General features: G+C 63.3%; 23 protein-coding genes. 12 read left to right on the top strand and 11 right to left on the bottom strand.

The annotated features are described in order from the left end of the window. Positions 1–4 precede the first annotated feature (4 nt). Complete coding sequence (locus RPR59_RS07355; RefSeq protein WP_313918206.1) at positions 5–424, bottom strand: EF-hand domain-containing protein; 420 nt, start codon at positions 422–424, stop codon at positions 5–7. A 49-nt stretch (positions 425–473) separates the two neighbouring features. Beyond that, positions 474–1,169, bottom strand: a complete 696-nt coding sequence (locus tag RPR59_RS07350; RefSeq protein ID WP_313918204.1) for a squalene/phytoene synthase family protein — start codon at positions 1,167–1,169, stop codon at positions 474–476. Between the two features lie 96 nt (positions 1,170–1,265). Here RPR59_RS07350 and RPR59_RS07345 point away from each other — a divergent pair, with 96 nt between their 5' ends. The 3 genes from RPR59_RS07345 to RPR59_RS07335 are packed head-to-tail and all read left to right on the top strand — an operon-like array spanning position 1,266 to position 4,419. Next, positions 1,266–3,182, top strand: coding sequence for a TadE/TadG family type IV pilus assembly protein (locus tag RPR59_RS07345; RefSeq protein WP_313918201.1), 1,917 nt, complete (start codon positions 1,266–1,268; stop codon positions 3,180–3,182). Further along, on the top strand, positions 3,179–3,766 hold the full coding sequence (locus RPR59_RS07340; RefSeq protein WP_313918199.1) for a TadE/TadG family type IV pilus assembly protein: 588 nt from the start codon (positions 3,179–3,181) through the stop codon (positions 3,764–3,766). Before RPR59_RS07345 ends, RPR59_RS07340 begins: the two co-directional genes overlap by 4 nt. Next, on the top strand, positions 3,763–4,419 hold the full coding sequence (locus RPR59_RS07335; RefSeq protein WP_313918197.1) for a TadE/TadG family type IV pilus assembly protein: 657 nt from the start codon (positions 3,763–3,765) through the stop codon (positions 4,417–4,419). The genes RPR59_RS07340 and RPR59_RS07335 overlap by 4 nt, the downstream gene beginning before the upstream one ends. 60 nt (positions 4,420–4,479) lie before the next feature. Here RPR59_RS07335 and RPR59_RS07330 read toward each other — a convergent pair whose 3' ends face one another. From RPR59_RS07330 to eno, 4 genes are all read right to left on the bottom strand, one after another. After that, on the bottom strand, positions 4,480–5,886 hold the full coding sequence (locus RPR59_RS07330; protein ID WP_313918195.1) for a pyruvate dehydrogenase complex E1 component subunit beta: 1,407 nt from the start codon (positions 5,884–5,886) through the stop codon (positions 4,480–4,482). 1 nt (position 5,887) lies between these two features. Further along, positions 5,888–6,934, bottom strand: coding sequence for a pyruvate dehydrogenase (acetyl-transferring) E1 component subunit alpha (pdhA, locus tag RPR59_RS07325; RefSeq protein WP_313918194.1), 1,047 nt, complete (start codon positions 6,932–6,934; stop codon positions 5,888–5,890). Positions 6,935–7,046: 112 nt separating this feature from the next. Next, complete coding sequence (locus tag RPR59_RS07320) at positions 7,047–7,355, bottom strand: FtsB family cell division protein (protein WP_313918192.1); 309 nt, start codon at positions 7,353–7,355, stop codon at positions 7,047–7,049. A gap of 194 nt (positions 7,356–7,549) precedes the next feature. Beyond that, positions 7,550–8,827 (bottom strand): phosphopyruvate hydratase, encoded by a 1,278-nt coding sequence (gene eno / locus RPR59_RS07315; protein ID WP_313918189.1) that lies wholly within the window; start codon positions 8,825–8,827, stop codon positions 7,550–7,552. 148 nt (positions 8,828–8,975) lie between these two features. Between eno and RPR59_RS07310 the strand changes: the two genes are divergently transcribed. From RPR59_RS07310 to RPR59_RS07290, 5 genes are all read left to right on the top strand, one after another. Further along, a complete protein-coding gene (locus RPR59_RS07310) occupies positions 8,976–9,506 on the top strand; it encodes a hypothetical protein (RefSeq protein WP_313918188.1) in 531 nt (176 codons plus the stop codon). Positions 9,507–9,523: 17 nt separating this feature from the next. After that, a complete protein-coding gene (locus RPR59_RS07305; RefSeq protein ID WP_313918186.1) occupies positions 9,524–9,877 on the top strand; it encodes a phage holin family protein in 354 nt (117 codons plus the stop codon). Further along, positions 9,874–10,152 carry a hypothetical protein gene (locus RPR59_RS07300; protein ID WP_313918184.1) on the top strand — a complete coding sequence of 93 codons (279 nt, stop codon included), beginning with the start codon at positions 9,874–9,876 and terminating at the stop codon, positions 10,150–10,152. Before RPR59_RS07305 ends, RPR59_RS07300 begins: the two co-directional genes overlap by 4 nt. A gap of 73 nt (positions 10,153–10,225) precedes the next feature. Further along, positions 10,226–10,678: a hypothetical protein gene (locus tag RPR59_RS07295; RefSeq protein ID WP_313918182.1), complete on the top strand. Its 453-nt coding sequence runs from the start codon at positions 10,226–10,228 to the stop codon at positions 10,676–10,678. Between the two features lie 93 nt (positions 10,679–10,771). After that, positions 10,772–11,002, top strand: coding sequence for a DUF4170 domain-containing protein (locus tag RPR59_RS07290; protein WP_313918180.1), 231 nt, complete (start codon positions 10,772–10,774; stop codon positions 11,000–11,002). Between the two features lie 375 nt (positions 11,003–11,377). On the opposite strand, the gene RPR59_RS07285 is transcribed toward RPR59_RS07290, so the two are convergent. From RPR59_RS07285 to carA, 5 genes are all read right to left on the bottom strand, one after another. Next, positions 11,378–11,977: a rhomboid family intramembrane serine protease gene (locus tag RPR59_RS07285; RefSeq protein ID WP_313918178.1), complete on the bottom strand. Its 600-nt coding sequence runs from the start codon at positions 11,975–11,977 to the stop codon at positions 11,378–11,380. Between the two features lie 43 nt (positions 11,978–12,020). Beyond that, the gene (gene greA / locus RPR59_RS07280; protein WP_313918176.1) at positions 12,021–12,497 is read right to left on the bottom strand and encodes a transcription elongation factor GreA; all 477 of its coding nucleotides are present in this window, start codon (positions 12,495–12,497) and stop codon (positions 12,021–12,023) included. 84 nt (positions 12,498–12,581) lie between these two features. Continuing rightward, positions 12,582–15,971: a carbamoyl-phosphate synthase large subunit gene (carB, locus tag RPR59_RS07275; protein WP_313918174.1), complete on the bottom strand. Its 3,390-nt coding sequence runs from the start codon at positions 15,969–15,971 to the stop codon at positions 12,582–12,584. Further along, on the bottom strand, positions 15,971–16,660 hold the full coding sequence (locus RPR59_RS07270; protein WP_313918172.1) for a hypothetical protein: 690 nt from the start codon (positions 16,658–16,660) through the stop codon (positions 15,971–15,973). Before RPR59_RS07270 ends, carB begins: the two co-directional genes overlap by 1 nt. Further along, the gene (gene carA, locus RPR59_RS07265; protein ID WP_313918171.1) at positions 16,657–17,919 is read right to left on the bottom strand and encodes a glutamine-hydrolyzing carbamoyl-phosphate synthase small subunit; all 1,263 of its coding nucleotides are present in this window, start codon (positions 17,917–17,919) and stop codon (positions 16,657–16,659) included. The genes RPR59_RS07270 and carA overlap by 4 nt, the downstream gene beginning before the upstream one ends. Positions 17,920–18,055: 136 nt before the next feature. On the opposite strand from carA, the gene RPR59_RS07260 reads away from it, so the two are divergent. From RPR59_RS07260 to rpoD, 4 genes are read left to right on the top strand one after another with little or no spacing between them, the layout of a single operon-like run. Next, on the top strand, positions 18,056–18,508 hold the full coding sequence (locus RPR59_RS07260) for a GatB/YqeY domain-containing protein (RefSeq protein ID WP_313918170.1): 453 nt from the start codon (positions 18,056–18,058) through the stop codon (positions 18,506–18,508). 44 nt (positions 18,509–18,552) lie between these two features. Then, positions 18,553–18,927: an endonuclease domain-containing protein gene (locus RPR59_RS07255; RefSeq protein ID WP_313918168.1), complete on the top strand. Its 375-nt coding sequence runs from the start codon at positions 18,553–18,555 to the stop codon at positions 18,925–18,927. Further along, positions 18,924–20,789, top strand: coding sequence for a DNA primase (gene dnaG / locus RPR59_RS07250; protein WP_313918166.1), 1,866 nt, complete (start codon positions 18,924–18,926; stop codon positions 20,787–20,789). The genes RPR59_RS07255 and dnaG overlap by 4 nt, the downstream gene beginning before the upstream one ends. A gap of 13 nt (positions 20,790–20,802) precedes the next feature. Beyond that, positions 20,803–22,836 carry an RNA polymerase sigma factor RpoD gene (rpoD, locus tag RPR59_RS07245; protein WP_313918163.1) on the top strand — a complete coding sequence of 678 codons (2,034 nt, stop codon included), beginning with the start codon at positions 20,803–20,805 and terminating at the stop codon, positions 22,834–22,836. The last annotated feature ends 392 nt before the right edge of the window (positions 22,837–23,228 follow it).

Here is a 23,228-nt window from a genome sequence, read left to right as displayed (position 1 = left end):
GCGCTCAGTCGCGCCGCGTCGTCGCGAACTCGGCGCGGCTGAGCCTGCCGGAATCGTCGGCATCGGCCTTGTCGAACTTGTCATAGGTCGTGTGCGCCCATTCGCGAAAGGACAGCACTCCGTCGCCGTCACTGTCCAGGTGCCCGAACCGGGTATGACGCGATTCCAGCAACTCCGCGCGCGTGATCCACTCGTCGCCATTGTCGTCATAGCGATCAAAGCGCTTTTCCTCCCGCGTCTTCTCGGTGGCCCTCGGCGGTTCGATATCGGCGACGCGCGGTGGCTTCGCATCGTCCGCCGCCGGGTGCGGCGGCGGCTTCAGCGGCAGCGGTTCCGGTCCGGGCCGCGCTTCACCACGATACAGAACCACCGCGGCGGCGATCATCAACATCGCTCCCAATCCGCCGACCAGATATCGCCACATGCGTCCCCCGAAGCCGCAGCCTAGCAGACCCGGCCATGCGGACAAGCGATCACATTCCGGTCAGGCGGTGCCACAACATGCGGCCCACACGGCCCGGCGCGCCGACCTGCACCGGGTCGGACGGCGGACGGCGCGAATCCCGTTCGGCCAAATGCGCCAGCGCCCCCAGACCGCGCGCCGCGCGGGGCAACCTGCCCCTCAGCCCGTAGCGAAGCAGCGGCCGGGCGATTTCCAGGCAGGCGTCGGCCAACGCGCTCGACCGACTGTGCCGCGCCAGGTCGACCAGCGCCCAGCCCTGCCCGCATTTGCGGAGGCGCCCGTCATCCTCCACCGAACACAGGGCCGCCGCCGATCCGAACAGATTGCCGCCGCGCAATCGTGCAAACCGCATAAGCGCGTCCCGGCCCAGCGTTTCCTCCTCGATCAGGACCGACCAGCCATCCGCGATTCCGGCGACCAGATCGGTCTGCACATCCGCACCCTGGGGGAGGGCATATCGATGGATATTTTCCACGGCCGGAACCGCCGCGACCCGGCCGGACTTCAGATCCAGAACGGTATCACGCCACCATAAAAGCCGCATCTGGCCGAGCGCAGGCTCGGTCGTGGTGCGCACGACCTCCGCCAGCTTGCCGTCCAGCGCGAACAGCGCGGCGACCCCGGATTGGGCCGCAGGCGGCACATAGCTGAGCGCCAGTGCGAATTCCGGGTTCTCGATCAGTTCCGCGGTTGCTGAAGCCGTCACCAGATATTTTCCTATTCGATATTAACCATTTGTCACAACCGACGAGAAAGCAGGACCCGCTATGGCGACCGATGGACCAAAGGATGGGAATTGCAGATGTCGGTGACGAACGCCGCGGCGCGCTGCGCCGCATGGTATCTTCGCAAGCTTGCCAGCCTGGCGTCAAATCGTCGCGCATCCGCGCTGCCTTTCATGGCGGCGGCATTGCTTCCCGTTCTTGCGGTAATCGGCGCGGCGGTCGACACGGGACGCCTCTACATCGTCAAATCGCAACTGCAGGCCGGTGTCGACGCTGGTGCGCTCGCTGGCGCGCGCGCATTCGGTATTACCGACGACAGTCCGACCTCGCGCGATCAACAGGCGCTTTCCTATTTCTACGGCAATTTCCCGGATTCTCCGCCGTATATGGGCGTAGAGAATTTGCAGGTGCTGCCCGAATTTACCCGGCGCGGAGAACTGAACGTCACCACCCTCACGGCAACGGCCGAAGTGCCGATGACTTTCATGCGCATTTTCGGCATCGATCGCCGTTCCGTGGCGGCCGAGGCCAAGGCCGAATTGCAGCCCAGGCCGCTGGAGGTGATGGTCATCCTCGACAATACGGGCTCGATGCGCAACGGATTGAACGGCGGTACGCGCATGACGGCCCTGAAGAGCGCCGCGCACGACTTCCTGGACGTTCTGTACCAGGGCCGTGACAAGCGCGAGGACCTGGCGATCGGCTTTCTGCCGTACGACATCACCGTAAACGTCGGACATCTGCTCGAAAAAGCTAGCATTCCGTTGAAGTCGAACGGCATCGAACCGCTCGACGGCTTTACCTATTTGAGCAATCCCCAATACAATAAATATTGGCACGAGTGGCCGGCCAACAAGCTTGCCTGGAAGGGCTGCGTGATGGCCGATCCGACGATCCCAAAGGTCAACAACGACATCGAAGATTCCGATCCCGGCGCCTGGGATCTGACCCGCTCGCTGCCGGGTGAGAACGGGCGCGATCCGGTGCGTCCCTTCTTCATGCCGCCGCTGTGGATTCCCAACATCAATAAGAATTCCGTGACACAGGCCCAAAAACTCGATCCCGAAAGTAGATATTATCAAGCGCTAAATTACGAGGGCGGTGACAACCGGTATCTTCTTACTGGCGGATACACCGGGTCCGCAGGGGAGACAGTAGCCAAGATTCTTGCCAATACCGACGCCTATAGGGATTACTTTTTCGAATATTATATCGACCTGAACGAAGACGGACCGGATAGCAGCTATAACGATGTAATCCGCAAGAAAAATGGCAACGGGTACGTCAAGCCGACTCCGGGAAAGAGCCACAGCAACGATTGGGCGGTCGATCCTTCGCACCTGCCGCAACTGTCGTCCTGGAAACAGGCGACGGATGCCGTCGTCAATCCGAAGGGCGGGAGCACCACCAGCTCCTATTACAACAAAACGCCGATTCCGTCGCCCAACTGGCAATGTCCGCAAGAAGCGATGCTCGTGCAATATGATCGGCCGAAGTCGGACTATGACGACTATATCGACCAGGAGAACGGCGCGATTTATCCTGCCAACGGAACACTGCACCACAGTGGCCTGCTGTGGGGGTTTCGTCTGCTTGTTCGAGATGACGCCTTCCCTCGCGACAAGCCCACCAACGAATTGCCTCGCCGCGCGATCGTCTTCATGACCGATGGCCAGAACGAGATCTCCGAGGAGCACAACCGCTATAAGGACCGGACCTATACCTGGTACGGCCGCTGGACCGACGGACTGGTTCCCGGCGATCAGGTAAATGTGGAAAAGCAATCGGAGCTGCGGTTCTCCAAGACCTGTTCGAACATCCACCGCGAGGCCAATCCGCCGGAAGTGTATATCATTGCGCTGGCGACCGATGGCGGCGGTCTTTTCGATAACTGCGCACCTGGGCATGTATATAGGACGAGCAGCACCGACGAATTGCGCAAGGCCTTTCAGGACGTCGCGACCGAGCTGGTCGACTTGCATCTCGTCCAATGACCGCCCGCCCTCTTCTTCGCCACGATCGCCGTGCGGTTACCGCGGTGGAGTTCGCGATCGTCCTTCCCGCGCTGTTGACGTTGATTTGCGGCACGTTGGAACTCGGGCATCTGCTGTTCGCCCGAACGGTGCTCGACGGTGCCGTGATCGACGCTTCGCGCATCGCGACCGCCTCGCTGGAAACATCAGAGGAAGAGCGCGACGCCGTTCTCCGCGACAGCATCATAAAATCGATGGAAGATTTTCCGCTGGCCGACGGTCGATCCATGACCATCGTTACCAAGGTGTACCGGGACTTCAGCACTTCCTATCCGGAAAGCTATGACGATGTGGACGGCAACGGCCAACACGACCTGAATGAGCCTTATGTCGATCGGAATCGGAACGGCGAGTGGGATCCGGCGGAGCCGATCGAAGGGACACTCGGAGGGCCGGGAGACGTGGTGAGCTATACTGCCATTTATCCCAAGAAAATCCTGTTCGACTTCCTTGCCCGCCCGCTCGGCCTCCAAGATGCCATCACGATCAGCGCAACGACCGTCGTCCGAAACGAATCGGTACGCCGAAAGGATTTAGACGAATGATGTACCGGGCGTGCCGCAATCGCTTGAACGCGGTTTTGCTCGCCACGAAAGGCGTGGCGATGATCGAGTTCGCCTTGGGCCTACCCCTTTTGCTGGGGCTGTCGCTCAGCGGCCTCGAAATGGGCAATTACATCATCGCGAACAATCGGGTGCAACGCCTGGCGTCGATGGCAGCCGACCTCATAGCGCAAAGCGGGCAAGGACGCATCGGGCTGAACGAAGGGCAGATTTACGATCTGTTCAACGCGCTCGACGTCACCGCCAAACCGTTCAATCTGCGCGAACACGGCCGGATCGTCATCACGGCGGTGCGGGGCGTCGACAAGAGCGGCAGCGGGAAAACGACGAATGAGATACTGTGGCAGCGCTTCGACGGAGCCTTCGCTCAGGCACAACCGGTCCTTGGCTGCTGGCAGGACTCGAAAACCGCCGATTTGAACAAGGTGTTGCCGAAGAACGAACTGCTATTCCACGTTCAGGTCACCTATGATTATCAGCCTCTGTTCTCGAGCATCCCGTTCTCGATGCTCGATCTACCGCAGCATTTTACCCGCACCGCCATGTACCGGGCGCGCAAGAACGACCTGACCCTGCCCGATCAGCAAGATCAGTTTCCACCCAAGCAAAATTGCGATTCAGCCGACGGGCTCTGACGATCGGACAGGCGGGACGCGCTCTTCCGAACGCGTCCCGCTGCGGACCGGCTAGGCGGTCTATTCTACGTAGCAGACCTTCTTCGCCGCCGCGACGACGCGGTCGGCGTCGATCAGCGCCATCTTCTCCAGGTTGGCGGCATAGGGCAGCGGCACGTCCTCGTTGGTCACGCGCAGCACCGGCGCGTCGAGATCGTCGAACCCTTCCTCCATGCAGATCGCCGCGATTTCGCTGGCGATCGAGCAGGTCGGCCAGCCTTCTTCGGCAACCACGACGCGATTCGTCTTCTTCAGGCTGTCGAGCACGGCCTGCTTGTCGAGCGGGCGCAGCGTGCGAAGGTCGATCACTTCCGCGTCGATCCCCTCCTCGGCCAGCTTCTCGGCGGCTTCGAGCGATACGCCTACACCGATCGAATAGCTGACGATGGTGACGTCCGCACCTTCCCGCATGATCCGCGCCTTGCCGATCGGCAGGACATAGTCGTCCAGCTTCGGGATCTCGAAGCTGCGGCCATAGACCAGTTCGTTCTCCAGGAACACGACCGGATCCTCGCTGCGGATCGCGGCCTTGAGCAGGCCCTTGCAATCCGCCGCGTCATAGGGCGCGATCACGACCAGGCCCGGCACGCTGGCATACCAGGGACCGTAATTCTGGCTGTGCTGCGCGCCTACGCGGCTCGCGGCGCCGTTCGGCCCGCGGAATACGATCGGACAGCGCATCTGGCCGCCGGACATGTAGTTCGTCTTCGCGGCGGAGTTCACGATATGATCGATCGCCTGCATGGCGAAGTTGAACGTCATGAACTCGACCACGGGGCGAAGGCCGCCCATCGCCGCACCGGTGCCGACACCGGCAAAGCCGTATTCGGTGATCGGCGTGTCGATCACGCGCCTGTCGCCGAATTCGTCGAGCAGCCCCTGCGTGACCTTGTAGGCGCCCTGATATTCCGCGACTTCCTCGCCCATCACGAAGACGCGCTCGTCCTTGCGCATCTCCTCGGCCATCGCGTCGCGCAGCGCCTCGCGGACGGTGATCTTCACCATCTCGGTGCCTTCCGGCACTTCCGGATCGGGCTGCCGCGCCTCGGACTCGAGGCGTTCCGGCTTCGTCGGCGCTTCTTTCCTCTCGGTTTCGGGTTTGGCCGGCTTGGTGTCGCTCTCGCCCGCCTTTTCCTTCTTGTCGGGGGTATCGGCCTCGGGCGCCTCGACATCGCCCACGTCCTCGCCTTCCTCCGCAAGCATGGCGATGACGGCGCCGACCTTCACATTATCCGTGCCTTCATCGACCAGGATCTTGGCGATCGTACCCTCGTCGACCGCCTCGAACTCCATCGTCGCCTTGTCCGTCTCGATCTCGGCCATGATGTCGCCGGCCGCGACGGTATCGCCTTCCTTCACCAGCCACTTCGCCAGCGTGCCCTCTTCCATCGTGGGCGACAGCGCCGGCATCTTCAGTTCGATCGCCATCTCAGTAGGACTCCACCAGAACGTCGGTATACAGTTCGCCCGCCTCGGGTTCGGGCGTCGATTCCGCAAAGTCCGCGGCCTCGTTCACGATTCGGCGGATTTCCTTCTCCGTGGTCTTGATATCGTCCTCGCTGATACCGGCTTCCGCCAGTTCGCGCTTCACTCGCTCGATCGGATCGGACTTTTCGCGCATCGTCTGCACCTCGTCGCGGCTGCGATATTTCGCCGGGTCGGACATGGAGTGGCCGCGATAGCGATAGGTCTTCATCTCCAGGATGATCGGCCCCTTGCCGCTGCGCACCCATTCCAGCGCCGTCTCGGCCGCGCCGCGCGCCGCCAGCACGTCCATGCCGTCGACCTGCAGGCCGGGAATGCGGAAGGATTCGCCGCGCTTGTAGAGCTGGTCCTCGGCCGCCGAGCGATTGACGCTGGTGCCCATCGCGTATTGGTTGTTCTCGATCACGAAGATGATCGGCAGCTTCCACAGCTCGGCCATGTTGAAGGCTTCGTAAACCTGGCCCTGATTGGACGCGCCGTCGCCGAAATAAGCGAGGCACACGCCGCCATCCTCATTGTATTTGTGGCTGAAGGCCAGCCCGGCGCCCAGCGGCACCGAGGCGCCGACGATGCCGTGGCCGCCATAGAATTTATGCTCGACCGAGAACATGTGCATCGAGCCGCCCTTGCCCTTCGAGATGCCGGCGGCGCGGCCGGTCAGCTCGGCCATGACGTCCTTCGGCGGCAGGCCGCACAGCAGCATATGGCCATGATCGCGATAGGCGGTGATGACGCTGTCCTTTTCGGCAAGCGCCGATTGCAGACCGACCGCCACGGCCTCCTGCCCGATATAGAGATGACAGAAGCCGCCGATGAGGCCGAGGCCATATAACTGGCCCGCCTTTTCCTCGAAACGGCGGATGAGAAGCATCTTCTTGTAGAACTCGATGAGTTCTTCCTTGGATGCCTCGTATCGCTTGGGCTCGTCCGGCCGTTCGCGATTGGGCTTGGGGGGGGTGCTCTTACGGCTGCGTGCCGGTGCCTTGGCCACGATTTGCTAAACCTCGTTTCCTTGGGAAGGACGATGGAGCCTATAATCAGGTTATAAGCCTCACTGCAACGCCAACGCGCGGATCGCGATGACGTTCAACGCACGATGTGCGTCAGTTGAGCGGAATGATCTTCTCGTCCGGATGGACGACGTTCAGCTCCTTGCGCACCAGTTCGTCGGCCAGGTCCGGATTGACGTGGCGCGGATCGAGCAGCTTCTTGCGGTTGCGCAGATCGGCGCGCTCCGCATCGAGCCGCGCATACCGCGCCTCCCGCTGCGCGAGTTGATGTTGATAATCGCGATACGCCAGAACGCCGTTCGGGCCGAGTACCGCGTAATAGCCGAAAAAGACCATTGAAACGATCGCCGCAGCCGGCAAGCTCGCGCGGCGCAGCATCGTCAGGGGAGCGGAACGGGGCATATCTGATATTCGCCCGACACGGCCGGTAAATCAAGGATTTTCGCTGTGCATCGACGCCGAAGCACGGCGCCCCGCCCGCTCCGCGGATCGATTCGCCCCCTCGCCTTCGATTAGGGGTACTGACGCTGGGCCTACTCGTTGGCGAGGGCTCTGCTGCTGACGCAGACCGGCCCGTCGCCAACGGTTCGCAGGTTCTAGCCGCGCAGCACCGAGCGCCCGGCATAGCGCGCCACGTCGCCCAGCTCCTCTTCGATGCGGATGAGCTGGTTGTACTTGGCGAGCCGGTCAGAACGCGCCAGGCTACCGGTCTTGATCTGCCCGCAATTGGTCGCGACGGCGAGATCCGCGATCGTCGCATCCTCGGTTTCGCCCGAACGGTGCGACATGACGGCCGTATAGCCCGAACGCTGCGCCAGGCTGACCGCCTCCAGCGTCTCCGACAATGACCCGATCTGATTGACCTTGACCAGCAACGAATTGGCCAGGCCGCGCTCGATACCGTCGGCCAGGCGCTCCGGGTTGGTGACGAACAGGTCGTCGCCGACGAGCTGGACCTTGCCGCCGGAAAGGTCGGTATGCGCCTTCCAGCCTTCGAAATCGTCCTCGGCCATACCGTCCTCGATCGACAGGATCGGATAGCGGCCGACCAGATCATCCAGATATTGCGCCATCTCGTCGGGGCTCAGCGTCTTGCCCTCGCCTTCCATGTGATAGGCGCCGTCCCGGAAGAATTCGGTCGAGGCGCAATCAAGTGCGAGCATGATGTCGTCGCCGGGCGTGTAGCCCGCCGCCTCGACCGACCGCATGATGAAGTCGAGCGCGTCGGTGGTCGAACCCAGCGCCGGCGCGAAGCCGCCCTCGTCCCCCACGGAGGTGGAAAGCCCCTTCTCGCTCAGGCCCTTCTTCAGCGTGTGGAAGATCTCGGAACCATAGCGCACCGCCTCGGCGATGCTGTCCGCGCCCACCGGCATGATCATGAATTCCTGGAAGTCGATCGGGTTGTCGGCGTGCTCGCCGCCATTGATGATGTTCATCATCGGCACCGGCAGGAGATGCGTGCCGACGCCGCCGACATAGCGATAGAGCGGCAGGCCACGTGCCTCGGCCGCGGCTTTCGCCACCGCCAGGCTGACGCCCAGGATCGCGTTGGCGCCCAGGCGGCCCTTGTTGTCGGTGCCGTCGAGCGTCCGCATGACCGCATCGACATCGCCCTGGTCCTCCGCCTCGAAGCCCAGCAATGCCTCGGCGATCTCTCCGTTGACCGCCTCGACGGCCTGGCTGACGCCCTTGCCCAGGTAACGCGACTTGTCGCCGTCGCGCCGCTCCACCGCCTCGTGCGCGCCGGTCGAGGCGCCAGACGGCACGGCGGCACGGCCGAAACTGCCATCTTCCAGCAGAACGTCGACCTCGACCGTCGGATTGCCCCGGCTGTCAAAAATCTGGCGGCCATGAATGTCGATAATTGCGGTCACGAAACGATCTCCCTACCTGATATCTGTTGGCGGCGCGAATTCGGGCGTGGCTCTAGCCATTACCGGGTGCGTCGGCAATTCGCATCTGCGGATGGAACCACGCGACTGCTTCGAGGTTGTTTCGCCTGAATGATGAAAGGGTTTCTATATGGCCGACGACAAGATTCCCGCCGCGCCCGTCAAGGACGGTCCGGGTGATGCCAAGCCGCCAAAGGCGCCAAAGCCGCCGCAGCCGAAGGCGACCGGTCCGAAGCCCGCCGATCCGGCGAAGACGGCTGGCGAAGGCAGCGATATGCCGCGCAAGAGCGCCAGGGACATGGTGAAGGAAGAAGCATCCAAGGCGTCGCGCGAAGCCGCCGGCAAGGCGCGCAGCTACGCAAGCGAGGGCAAGACGAAAGCGACGGGCACGCTCAGGGACGTGTCCAGAATGATGGAGGAGGCGGCCGGTTCCGTGGACGAACGGTTCGGCGCCGAATACGGAAAATATGCGCGTCAGGCCGCGGGTTCCGTATCGGACTTCGCCGCCACCCTGGAAAGCAGGGAGGTGGACGAACTGCTCGATGACGTGCGCGACTTCGTTCGCAAGAGTCCCGCCGTCGCCATCGGCACGGCGGCCGCCCTCGGCTTCGTCTTCGCCCGGATCCTGAAGTCGGGCTTCGATCACGACGGCGCCGATTGAACCGGCTCGGCAGCGACGTGAACGAAAGGAATCCCGAAGAACTCGGCACCGGCGCGCTGATCGCACAACTGTTCCGCGAAAGCAGGGACTGGGCGCGTGCCGAAATCGGCTTCTACAAGACGCTTCTGCGCGACCGGCTCGATGCCGCGAAGATGGCGGCGGCCTTCGGCATCGCCGGTGCGGTGCTGGCCAATGCCGCGCTGATCGCCTTGTTGGTGGGCCTGATCATCGCGCTGATGCCTGTCGTCGGCATCGTCTGGTCGATCGTCATCGTGATCGGCGTTACGCTTGCGACCGCCGGCCTTCTGGTTCGCGCGGCGATACGACGGATGCAGCAGGTCACCGCCTCGACCAAGCGGGAGGAAATGTGAGCGACGAAACCGCTGTCCATGCCGCCGCCGCACAGGCGCGCGAGGCGAAGCACGACGTCCTGCTGACCGCCAATGTGCTGAAGGACCGGTTGCGCCCGAAACGCCTGGCGGCGCAAGCCGGGGCGACCGCGAAGTCGAAGGCCGGCGCTCTGGCCGTCGGCGGAGTGTGGGCCTTGCGCCGGCGACCCGGCCTTGCCCTCGCACTGACCGGTGCCTTGGCCGGTGCGTGGCTGACAAAGCGCCTGCTGGCCCGCCGGTGCGATAAAGGGTCGTGAAACCGCCCCGCCCCTTCGAGAGTTTGAATCCCATGAGCCCGGTGACGAGGCCCGCAAGAAAGGAAAGTCCGACATGACGGATACGCAGACGCCCAATGCCAACAGCTCGCAATCCGGCATCCGCGGCAAGGCGGACGATACGATCAGCAAGACTCGCGACCGCGCCAGCAAGGCCTATGGCAAGTCCCGCGAAACGGGTCGGAAGGCGACCAGATATGCCGGCGACAGCCTCGACGGCAATCCGCTCGCCATGCTCGTCGGCGGTGCGGCCGTCGGACTGTTGGCCGGTGTCCTTCTGCCCCGTACCGAGCGCGAGACCGAAATGTTCGGCTCCACCGGCAAGCGGTTGATCCAGGGCGCCACCGCCGCAGCCGCCGCGGCGCGCGACGCGGGCAAGGAAGAGTTCGAAGCGCTTGCGCCCGACAAGGGCACGGCGAAGAGCAAGGCCTCCTCGATCTTCGGCCACGTCGCAAAGGCGGCGGGCGACGCCGGCAAATCGGCGGTCTCGGGCAAGAAAACCGCCTGAGCTTCGCAGAAACTTGCCCTTCGGGGATTGCGTGATCGGCGTCAGCGGCTATTCGCTGGCGCCGATTCCCCTCATTCTCCTTCCGGAGGCCGTATGACCAAGCTGCACTTCGTGTTCGGCGGTCGCGTCAGCGATCCCACCACGCTCGATTTCACGAATCTCAAGGAAATCGAAATGGTGGGGATCTTCCCCGATTATGCCAGCGCCGAACAGGCCTGGCGCGCCGCGGCACAGCGCACCGTCGACGATGCCGAGATGAAATATGTCGTGGCCCATCTCCACCGCCTGTTCGAGCCGGAAACCGGCCTGACGCGGGAGGACTAGGCCAGCCTCGGCACAATGAAGCCGCGGGCCGCGCGAGCAAGATTTCGCTATTCTCGTCATTCCCGCGCGAAGGCGGGATGCGCCGGCTGGTTTTTCCGAACGGCCCAACCAAGCCCGCCTCCGCGGAACCTCTACGAAAGGGCGCACCTTTTCGTCATCCCGAACCCTTTGGACCGGATCAGGCAGAGCGTCGTGCCTTCCCGCCCTTGTTCCGAACCTCCGAGAGTCCAGGCTGATCGTGTGCAAAGCTGATAGCATTCGCCTCTGACGGGTTCGTCGCTCCGCGGACCTGAACTTGAAGGTCTGCGCGGGTGGAAAGAACGAGCGGTCCCTCGACAGGCTCAGCACGAACGGATCGGTAACGCCCCAAGCCGCTCAAACCCAGCGGCGACGCAGCGACAGCAGCGGCCGCGCGAGCAGCAGGCCGGCGGCGAACCCGCCGACATGCGCCGCGGCCGCGATCGGCATCCCCGTATCGGCGCTGAGTATCCCGATCAGCAGGTTGAGGCCCGTCCACGCCGCCGCCAGCCACAGCACATGCACCGCCCGCGCCGGTATCGGCCCGATCGCACGCGCTCGCATCCGGCCATAAAGCAGTGAATAGGCACCCACGATCGCGGAGATGGCGCCGCTCGCACCGATCATCGGTGTCTGCACATCGGGACCGGCCAGCCACTGCGCCGCCGCCGCGGCATAGGCTCCCGCCAGATACAATATGGCAATGCCCGTACCGCCCAGCGCCCGCTCGCTTTCGCGGCCGGTATATAGAAACATCACCATGTTGAACCCCAGGTGCAGGAGCCCGGCATGGACCAGCGTGGCCGTCAGCGGCGTTAAACCGGCCGGCGCAAGTCGGTAATAGCTCTCGAACAGGGACGTGCCGCCGATCCGCGCCGGGATGAATCCGCCCCATATGGCCGCAGCGTCGATCGCCCCCGAAAACAGGAACGCGATGCTCACGACGGCCGTGAGCATCGCGATTCCGAGCGTTACAGGCGCGCCAAATGCGCGCATCCGGTCAGATGAACTCGATCTTCGATACGAGGTAATAGCGGTCGCCCGACGGCACCGTCACCTCGACCTCGTCGTCGACACGTTTGCCGATCAAGCCGCGCCCCATCGGCGAATTATAGGAAATGCGCCCCGCCTTGGCATCGGCCTCGGTCGGGCCGACGATCTGGTACTTTATCGGCTTGTCGTCCTCGTCGAGCAGCGTCACGGTCGCACCGAAGACGATCTTGTCGCCCGACAGATCCCTGGGGTCGATGACCTGGGCGCGGCTCAGCTTGTCCTCGATATCGGCGATCGACGCTTCGATCTGCCCCTGCCGCTCCTTGGCGGCATGATATTCCGCGTTTTCGGAAAGGTCGCCGTGCGCACGCGCTTCCTCGATCGCGTCCACAACCTGCGGGCGTTCCGCCTTGAGCGCCTTGAGCTGCTCGGTCAGCTTTGCGTGGCCCTCGGCCAGCATTGGCACCTTTTCGACCGTCGCCATAACCTTCCAATCCTTGTCTCACGGTCCCCCGGCTCAAGCGTCTCGCCGCAGAGCCGCTCGCACATTAAACCGAGTTGGGGGAAATCAATTGTGCGAACGCGAATAATAGGTTTGCAACGACCGCACTTCAAGGGAGTGTTGCGACAGCGCCACGATCGCCTGCGCCGCGGCATTACTGGCGGGTGCCGTGGTGAAATAGGGCACCTTCTGGCTGACGGCGGATGCGCGGATGGACTTGGAATCCTGAAGCGACTGCCATCCCTCGGTCGTATTGAAGACCAGGTCGACCCGCCCGTCCAGGATCCGGTCGACGATGTGCGGGCGCCCCTGCGCCACCTTGTTGACCCGCTCGATCGCGATACCCTGCCGTTCCAGATAGTCCGCCGTGCCACCGGTGGCGATGATGGTGAAGCCGTGCTCGGCGAGCATCCGGACCCCCGCGACGATCACCGGCTTGTCGCTGTCCTTCACGCTGACGAACAGCGTCCCCCGCTCCGGCAACGTTACGCCGGCACCGAGCTGGGATTTGGCAAAAGCGACGGCAAAATCATCATCGATTCCCATCACTTCACCGGTGCTCTTCATTTCCGGTGACAGCACGGGATCGACGCCGGGAAAGCGCCCCCAGGGAAAGACGGCTTCCTTGACCGCGACATAGTCGATCGCGCGGTCGATGGTCGGCAGGTCGGCGAGTTTTTCGCCCGCCATCACCCGCGCGGCGATCTTCGCGATGGGCGCGCCGATCGCCTTGGCGACGAAGGGAACGGTGCGGCTGGCACGCGGATTGACCTCGATCAGATAGACCTCGCCCGCCTTAACCGCGAACTGGATGTTCATCAGCCCGCGCACTTTCAGCGCACGCGCCAGCGCCTCGGTCTGTTTCTCGATTTCCGCGACGATGTCTTGCGGAAGGCTGTGCGGCGGGATGGCGCAGGCGCTGTCGCCCGAATGCACACCGGCTTCCTCGATATGCTGAAGCACGCCAGCGACCACGACATCCTTGCCATCGGCGACGGCGTCGACATCGACCTCGATCGCATCGCGCAGATATTGGTCGATCAGCACCGGGCTCTCGCCCGACACCTGCACGGCCGTCTCGATATATTCCTCGAGCTGGCGGGTCGAATCCACGATCTCCATCGCGCGCCCGCCGAGCACATAGCTCGGCCGCGTCAGCACCGGATAGCCGATGCGCTCGGCCACCGCGATCGCCTCCTCGCGACTGCGCGCGATACCGTTGTCGGGCTGCTTCAGCTTGAGCTTCGCCACCAGCGCGGCAAAGCGTTCGCGGTCCTCGGCCAGGTCGATCGCATCCGGCGCGGTGCCCAGGATCGGGATGCCCGCTTCTTCCAGCGCACGGGCGAGGCTGAGCGGCGTCTGTCCGCCGAACTGGACGATCACGCCGGCAAGCGTACCGTTCGACTGCTCGACGTGCAGGATCTCCAGCACGTCCTCGACCGTCAGCGGCTCGAAATACAGCCGGTCGGACGTATCGTAATCGGTCGACACCGTTTCGGGATTGCAGTTGACCATGATGGTCTCGAACCCGGCTTCCTCCAGCGCGAAACAGGCGTGGCAGCAGCAATAATCGAACTCGATCCCCTGTCCGATACGGTTCGGCCCGCCGCCCAGGATCACGATCTTTTTTCGGTCGCTGGGCATCGCCTCGTTTTCGGGTGCGCCGAAACTGGGAGCCTCATAGGTCGAATACATGTACGGCGTCTTCGCCTCGAACTCGGCCGCGCAGGTGTCGATGCGCTTATAGACCGGCCGCACGCCCATGCGGTGCCGCGCGCGGCGCACCTCATCCTCGGTCACGCCGCCGGTCATCGCCTTGACCGCTTCGTGGATCAGCCCCGATCCGCGCGCGATCGCGTCCTCGCTGCCGTGGCGCAGATTGGCCGATTGCAGCGCCAGCGCCGCCAGCCGCTTATCCGAAAAGCCCATGGATTTCAGCTTGCGCATACCGGCCGCCTCCTGCGGCAGACCGTCCCGGCACACCGCTTCTTCGGCCCGCACGATCTCGGCGATACGTTCCAGGAACCAGGGATCGTATTTCGTGATCGCCTGCACTTCGGCCACGGTGAAACCCTCGCGCAGCGCCTGCGCCGTTACCAGCAACCGCTCCGGCGTCGGCTTGGCCAGCGCCGCCTCGATCACCGGCCGCGTCGCCCCGACCAGCCGCTCCACGGGATCGAAGCCCGCAAGCCCCGTTTCCAGCCCGCGCAGCGCCTTCTGCATCGATTCGTGGATGTTGCGGCCGATCGCCATCACCTCGCCCACCGATTTCATCGCGGTGGCGAGCACGGGTTCGGCGCCCTTGAACTTCTCGAATGCGAAGCGCGGGATCTTGGTCACGACATAATCAATCGTCGGCTCGAACGATGCCGGGGTGACGCCGGTGATGTCGTTGTCGATCTCGTCAAGCGTGTAGCCCACCGCCAGCTTCGCCGCGACCTTGGCGATCGGGAAGCCCGTCGCCTTCGACGCCAGCGCCGAAGAGCGCGACACGCGCGGGTTCATCTCGATGACGACCAGCCGGCCGTCCTTCGGATTCACTGCGAACTGTACGTTGGAACCGCCTGTTTCGACGCCGATTTCGCGGAGCACCGCCAGGCTGGCATTGCGCATGACCTGATATTCCTTGTCGGTCAGCGTCAGCGCCGGTGCGACGGTGATCGAATCGCCCGTATGCACGCCCATCGGATCGACATTCTCGATCGCGCAGATGATGATGCAGTTGTCCGCGCGGTCGCGGACCACCTCCATCTCATATTCCTTCCAGCCGAGCAGCGACTCGTCGATCAGGATCTGGCCGACCGGCGACGCCTCGATGCCGGTGCGGGCATAATGCTCGAATTCCTCGCGATTATACGCGACGCCGCCGCCGGTGCCGCCCAGCGTGAAGGCCGGGCGGATGATCGCGGGCAAGCCGATCTCATCCATCAGCTCCATCGCACGCACGACGCCGCGTGGGCGGTCATAACCGACGACGCGGCCGTTTGCGTCCGTGATCTCGGGCGCGGCGGCGATCGCGGCGCGCGGGCTTTCGAGCCCGATCTTATCCATCGCCGCGCGGAATTTCTCGCGGTCCTCGGCCTTGTCGATCGCCTCGGCATTGGCGCCGATCATCTGGCAGCCGAACTTTTCCAGCGTGCCGTCGCGGTCGAGCGCGAGCGCGGTATTGAGCGCGGTCTGCCCACCCATCGTCGGCAGGACGGCGTCGGGTCGTTCCTTCTCGATGATCTTGGCGACGATCTCGGGCGTGATCGGCTCGACATAGGTCGCGTCCGCCAGTTCGGGATCGGTCATGATCGTCGCCGGGTTCGAATTGACGAGGACGATCCGGTAACCCTCCTCGCGCAGCGCCTTGATCGCCTGCGTACCCGAATAATCGAACTCGCACGCCTGCCCGATGATGATCGGACCGGCACCGATGATGAGGATGGAGGAAATGTCAGTGCGTTTGGGCATTAGTGAGACAACCAATGTAGGATAGCGAGCAGAGCTTGTTTTGCTAATTCACCAATCGAGGCTGCCCCTGCCTTTTCGGCTATCCAGCCTAAGCAGCGTTTAGCATATTCTATTACCGGCACTGCTCTGACCCGACCTTTGTCGAGCAAGGTAAAAAGCACCGAAACTTCCGTTTCAACGACTGGTTTTTCGTCTCCGAATATCGAGCCTGCCTCATTGCTGGTAGCTAGCTCGTCTTCTAGTTTGGCCAAACTTCCGATGGCCTCTTGATACGCCGCTTCATTGTCTGATTTAGATACGAATCTATCTGATGCAGGCGCAACTTCATCAAAGTCGATCGTTACGCTAACCCAATCTTCTTCAAACGCGCCAAACTCACCATCGCGAAATAACGCTGGGGCCGAATTCTCTTCCTCGTGAAGACGCTGTTCGACAAGATCAATTCCGGCATCAGTGAGCATGAAATATTGCACTTCGTGATTTTTTCGGGATCGATCGAAAGGGTCTACAACCAGCTCACGATCTAGAAGACTATTTAGCGCTAGGCGCAATTGGGGAGCATTGGAAAGCTCGCCCAATCCAGCCAAAATGTCCTCTTCTTTGGAGATAGTGTGCCCGTCTATCATCGCGTTACGGTAGATTATATACAGCGCGATTTCGCCGTACTCTCGCGTTCGCATGACCTTCACGAACTTGCCTCCAACATCCCCACAAACCGCTCGAACAGGTAGAAGCTGTCCTGAGGTCCCGGGCTGGCTTCGGGGTGGTACTGGACGGCGAAGACAGGCTTGTCGGTCAGCTCGAACCCGGCGTTGGAGCCGTCGAATAGCGACACATGCGTCTCGCGCGCACCCTTGGGCAGCGTATCGCCCTTTACCGAAAAGCCGTGGTTCATGCTGGTGATCTCGACCACGCCGTCGCTTAGCCGCTTGACCGGATGGTTGGCGCCGCGATGCCCTTGGAACATCTTGGTCGTCTCCGCACCCACCGCGAGCGCGAGGAGCTGGTGACCTAGGCAGATGCCGAAGATCGGCAGTCCGGTCTCGATCAGCTTGCGGATCACCGGCACGGCATATTCGCCCGTCGCCGCCGGATCGCCGGGGCCGTTCGACAGGAAGATGCCGTCGGGCTGCAGCGCCATGACATCGTCGAAGCTGGCGGTGGCGGGCAGCACGGAAACCTTCGCGCCGGCCTTCACCAGGTTGCGATAGATGTTGCGCTTGGCGCCGTAATCGATCGCGACGACATGGGGGCGGATACCAGCCTCGGGTTTCTCGACTTCGCTCGAAACCAGCGGTTCTTTTGCGGAGGCGCCGCGCCCTTCTCCGTTCGTGTCGAGCGAAGTCGAGACACGTTCCCCCTCGCCCTCATATCCGAAGCCCAGCCGCCACACGCCGCCTTCCCAGCCGTAATGCGTCTCGGTCGTGACCTCTTTCGCAAGGTCCATCCCCTCCAGCCCCGGCCAGTCGCGCGCCATCTGGAGCAGCTTGGGAATGTCGAACCGCCCCGCTTTCGAATGCGCGATCACGCCGCTGGGCGCACCACCTGCCCGGATACGCCGGGTCAGCGCGCGCGTGTCGATGCCGGAAAGGCCGATACGCTCGTGCGTCGCCATCCATTGGTCGAGCCTATCGACCGAGCGGAAATTGCTCGGCTCGGTCACGTCCTCGCGCACGATCATGCCCAGCGCGTGCGGGTCGTTCGCCTCGATGTCCTCGGCATTGGTGCCGACATTGCCGATATGCGGAAAGGTGAAGGTGATGATCTGCCCGGCATAAGAGGGATCGGTCATCACCTCCTGATAGCCGGTCATCGCGGTGTTGAAGCAGACCTCGCCGACCGCCGCGCCTTCCGCGCCGAATCCCCTGCCCCACAGCACGTCTCCGTTCGCCAGAACCAATACCCCCGTCGCTCCTTCGGGCACGGGGTGGCGTTTGGCGTCGGCCATGGTGGCGGGCACTCCTAAAAAGCAAGGTTCCGGCGATGTCGCTAAGCGGTGTCCGCTAGAGCGCTGCGGCGGGGTCGTCAACTGCCTCGGCTTGCATTACATCGCGCGCAGCATCGATTCCAACGAGAGCAAAGCCATGATCCGCGACGATATCAAAGCCGCGCTCGTCACCGCGATGAAGAGCGGCGACAAGCAGACCACCGCCACCATCCGCCTGGTCCAGTCCGCCATCAAGAACCGCGACATCGAAGCCCGCGGCAGCGAGGTCGCCGACGACGACGCGCTGGTGACGGAGGTGCTGCAGAAGATGGTCAAACAGCGCCGCGAATCGATCGACATGTACGAAAAGGGCGGCCGCGCCGAACTGGCCGAGGCGGAAGCGGCGGAAGTGGCGGTGATCGAGCGCTTCCTTCCCGCCCGGATGGACGAGGCCGAGACGAAGGCCGCGATCGAACAGGTGAAGGCCGATGTCGGCGCCACGGGCATGAAGGACATGGGCCGCGTGATGGCCGAACTGAAGGCGCGTCACGGCACGCAGCTCGACATGAGCAAGGCGAGCGGACTGGTGAAGGCGTCTTTGGCGAATTAACAGACATTCTCCCCTCCCGCTCACGGGAGGGGTCGGGGGAGGGAATGGAGACCCGAACCAAAGCGCGCAATCTTCGCCGCGAAGCCACGCCGGCAGAGCGAAAGCTGTGGCAGTATCTTCGTGCGCGCCAGATCGCCAGCGTCCGGTTCAACCGCCAGGTTCCTGTCGGTCCTTTCATCTGCGATTTTGTGGCGCGAGGTGCTAAGCTCGTTGTCGAGGTCGATGGCGGGCAACATGGCTGGCAATCGGAACAGGATCGCGAGCGCACGCGGTTTCTGGAAGCCAAGGGATATCGGGTGATCCGTTTCTGGAACAACGATGTGATGGAGCGGGTCGGAGGCGTGGTGAGCGAAATTGAGCGCGTATTGGTCGAACTGCCCTCCCCTAACCCCTCCCGCAAGCGGGAGGGGAACCCGTGACCCTCACCCCCGCCTTTCTCGACGAACTGCGTTCGCGCATCACGCTGTCCTCGCTCATCGGCAAGTCGGTGAAGATCCGGCGCGCCGGGCGCGAGTACAAGGCGTGCTGCCCGTTCCACCAGGAAAAGACGCCCAGTTTCACGATCAACGACGACAAGGGCTTCTATCACTGTTTCGGCTGCGGCGCGCATGGCGATGCGATTCGCTGGATGACCGACCAGCGCGGCCTGCCGTTCATGGATGCGGTAAAGGAACTCGCCGCCGCCGCCGGGATGGAGGTCCCCGCCCCCGACAAGCGCTCCGCCGAGCGGGCCGAGCGGCAGAAGGGGCTGCACGACCTGATGGCCGACGCCGCGCAGTGGTTTACCGAGCAATTGCACGGCCTGGCGGGCGCGGAAGCGCGTGCGGTGCTCGAACGGCGCGGGATCAGTGCGGAGACGGCGCGCAGGTTCGGCTTCGGCTACGCCCCCGATTCGCGCTCCAGGCTCCGCCATGCGCTGTCGAGCTATGGCGACGCCAGGCTGGTCGAGGCGGGAATGCTGATCCAGGTCGAGGGCAAGGAGCCGTACGACCGGTTCCGTGGCCGCCTGATGATCCCGATCCGCGACGTGCGCGGGCGCGTGATCGCGTTCGGCGGACGCATCATCGGCGACGGTGAGCCCAAATATCTGAATTCGCCCGAGACGCCGCTCTTCGACAAGGGCCGCAACCTCTACAATCTCGACCGGGCACAGGCCGCCGCGCGCAAGGCCGGCCGCGTGATCGCGGTCGAAGGCTATATGGACGTGATCGCGCTCGCCCAGGCCGGCTTCGAGGAATCCGTCGCCCCGCTCGGCACCGCGATGACGGAGCAGCAACTGGAGCGGCTGTGGCGCATGGCCGATGTGCCGCTGCTCTGCTTCGACGGTGATTCGGCCGGGCAGAAGGCAGCGATGCGCGCTGCGATGCGCGCCCTTCCCCTGCTCCAGCCGGGGCGCAGTCTCGGCTTCGTCGTACTGCCGCAGGGACTCGATCCCGACGATCTCGTGCGCCAGCGTGGTCCCGCCGCTTTCGAGCAACTGCTTGCAAAGCCCGAACCGCTGGTCGAGCGCATCTGGGCACACGAACTCGCCGCACAGCCGATCGAAACGCCCGAGGCGCGCGCGGGTCTGCGCCGCCGCCTCACCGAGCACGCGCAGGCGATCGGCGATCCGATCGTGCGATCAGAATATCTCGCCGAGTTCCGCCGCCGTTTCGACCGGCTGTTCGCGCCGCCGCCCCGCCGGCAATATCAGCAGCGACAGCCCGGCCCTGCCGGCCAACGCCGCGGACCGTGGAAACCGCCCGAGCCACCGCCCTCGGCCGAGGCGCGCAACGTGCATTCCGGCGGCATCGACCGGGTCCTGGCCAAGGCGATCCTTGCCGGCCTCATCCGGCATCCGGCCGAGATCGCGCGGCACATGGAGGTGCTCGGCACGCTCAAGATGGCAGACGGCGCCCTGGGGCGGCTGTTCGAGGCGGTCATCGACGTGGCGCTGGAAGATCAGGCGCTTGATGGCGAGCGGTTACGCACCATATTGGCCACGTCCGGTTTCGACCAGATCGCTGGCGATCTGCTCAGGGCCGACACGCTACCATTCTCGTTCACGCAAGTCGGAGGGGACGAAGACAGGGCCCGCGCCGACCTGAACGAGGCGATCGCGGTGCTGGTCGCGCGGCCCGCGGTGGATGCTGCGCTTGCGGAAGCGACGGCGGCGGTGCAGTCGGGCTTCACGGACGAAGCCTTTGCACGGCAGGTAGCGTTGGTAAAGGAACGACAAATGCTGGAAGCGCGTCTTGCAAATCTGATGCTCGACGACGAAGAAGGCGAAACGATCGCGTAATCGAGGGCTATTGATGGCGAAGGCGAATACGGCGGATGTCGCTGAAAATCAGGATCAAGGCGACGCGCCGCTGATCGACCTCAACGAAGGTTCGATCAAGAAGATGATCACCCGCGCGAGGAAGCGCGGCTATATCACGGTCGACCAACTCAACGAGATGCTGCCCCAGGACCAGATGTCTTCCGAGCAGATCGAGGACATCATGGCGCAGCTCAACGAGATGGGCGTGAATGTCGTCGAGAACGAGGAAGCCGGCGAGGACGGCGACCGCGACGACGACACGCCGGACGAAATCGACGCCGAGGACGGCGCCACGGCGAAGAAGCCGGCGACCGAGACCAAGAAGAAGGAAACGGTCGATCGAACCGACGATCCCGTGCGCATGTACCTGCGCGAGATGGGCGCGGTCGAACTGCTCAGCCGCGAGGGCGAGATCGCGATCGCCAAGCGTATCGAGGCCGGTCGCGACACGATGATCCTGGGGCTTTGCGAAAGTCCCATTACCTTCAACGCCATCATCGGCTGGTCCGACGCGCTCAACGAAGGCGAAATGCAGTTGCGCGAGATCCTCGATCTCGACGCCATGCTGACCAAGGATCCCGCGCCCGAGGCCATGTCCGACGATGACGAGGCGGACGGCGACGGCGAAATCTCCGAAAAGACCGCCGGTCCTTCCTTCAAGGAAGAGGACGAAGTCGAGGACGAGTCCGAAGACGACGAAGAGGACTCGATGACGGAACGTCGTGCCAAGCGCAACGACGATGACGACGAGGAGGACAACACCCTCAGCCTCGCCCAGATGGAAGAGACGCTGAAGCCGCAGGCGCTCGAGAAGTTCGCGAACATCACCGCGATCTACAAGAAGTTCTCGGCCATGCAGTCGAAGCGGCTCGACGCGATGGCCTCCGGCGGAGAGCTGTCCGCGGCCGAGGAAAAGAAATATCAGAAGCTGCGCGAGGACCTGACGGCCGAGGTCGAAAGCGTCCAGTTCCACCAGGCGAAGATCGAATATCTCGTCGACCAGCTCTACAGCTTCAACCGGCGCCTGACTGCGCTGGGCGGTCAGATGCTGCGTCTTGCCGAGCGCCACAAGGTCAAGCGCAAGGACTTTCTCGACGCCTATGTCGATCACGAACTCGACGAGGGATGGCTCGGCTCGGTCGCGGGCATCGACAAGAAGTGGAAGGCGTTCACCGAGAATGAGGGCGATGCGGTCGACCGCATCCGCACCGAGATCGCCGAAATCTCGCAACAGACCGGCATGGCGCTGGGCGAGTTCCGCCGCATCGTCAACATGGTGCAAAAGGGCGAGCGCGAGGCGCGGATCGCGAAGAAGGAGATGGTCGAGGCCAATCTGCGCCTGGTGATCTCCATCGCTAAGAAATACACCAATCGCGGGCTGCAGTTTCTGGACCTGATTCAAGAGGGCAATATCGGCCTGATGAAGGCGGTCGACAAGTTCGAGTATCGCCGCGGCTACAAATTCTCGACCTATGCGACCTGGTGGATTCGCCAGGCGATCACCCGCTCCATCGCCGATCAGGCGCGCACGATCCGCATCCCGGTCCACATGATCGAGACGATCAACAAGCTGGTCCGCACCAGCCGCCAGTTCCTCCACGAACAGGGGCGCGAACCGACGCCCGAGGAAATGGCGGAACGCCTTTCGATGCCGCTGGAGAAAGTGCGCAAGGTGATGAAGATCGCCAAGGAGCCGATCTCCCTCGAAACGCCGATCGGCGACGAGGAGGACAGCCATCTCGGCGATTTCATCGAGGACAAGAACGCGGTCATTCCCGTGGATTCGGCGATCCAGTCGAACCTGAAGGAAACGGTGACGCGCGTGCTCGCCAGCCTCACCCCGCGCGAGGAGCGCGTGCTGCGCATGCGCTTCGGCATCGGCATGAACACCGATCACACGCTGGAGGAAGTCGGGCAGCAGTTCAGCGTGACGCGCGAACGTATTCGCCAGATCGAGGCGAAGGCGCTCAGGAAGCTCAAGCATCCCTCGCGCAGCCGCAAGATGCGCAGCTTCCTCGACCAGTAGGAAAATGTACCCGGCGCCGAGAGGACCAACACCGGCGCCGGGTACGCGAAGCTTCGCGACGATGGGTGAGTTCGCGAAACCTCCTTTCCGACCGGCGGTGAAGAACCGGGGTGCCGACCGGAAATTCTTTTTCGGCGCCAGTGCATAACGCTGTGCCGATGTCCTGATGCTAGGGCCGGTGGCGCAATCTATCGCTAACGCGCAGCGCTTACGGGACTGCGTGAAATGCGTGCTTTGCGCGAACGGCAAGGCTGCCGGGCGGCTGGCCTGTCCAAAATGGACACAATGATCCGCGCAACCTGCTGACCGCGCGCCTTTCCCTGCCGTTTCGGAGACAGCGCCGCTGTCCGACGCCCCGCCGACATGGCCTTTAGAAGCCCTTCGTGCAGCAA

The sequence above is a fragment of the Stakelama saccharophila genome (genome assembly GCF_032229225.1).
Classification (GTDB): domain Bacteria; phylum Pseudomonadota; class Alphaproteobacteria; order Sphingomonadales; family Sphingomonadaceae; genus Sphingomonas; species Sphingomonas saccharophila.
Note: the sequence above shows the minus strand (reverse complement) of the source record. Positions and strands in the feature narration are given on the sequence as shown.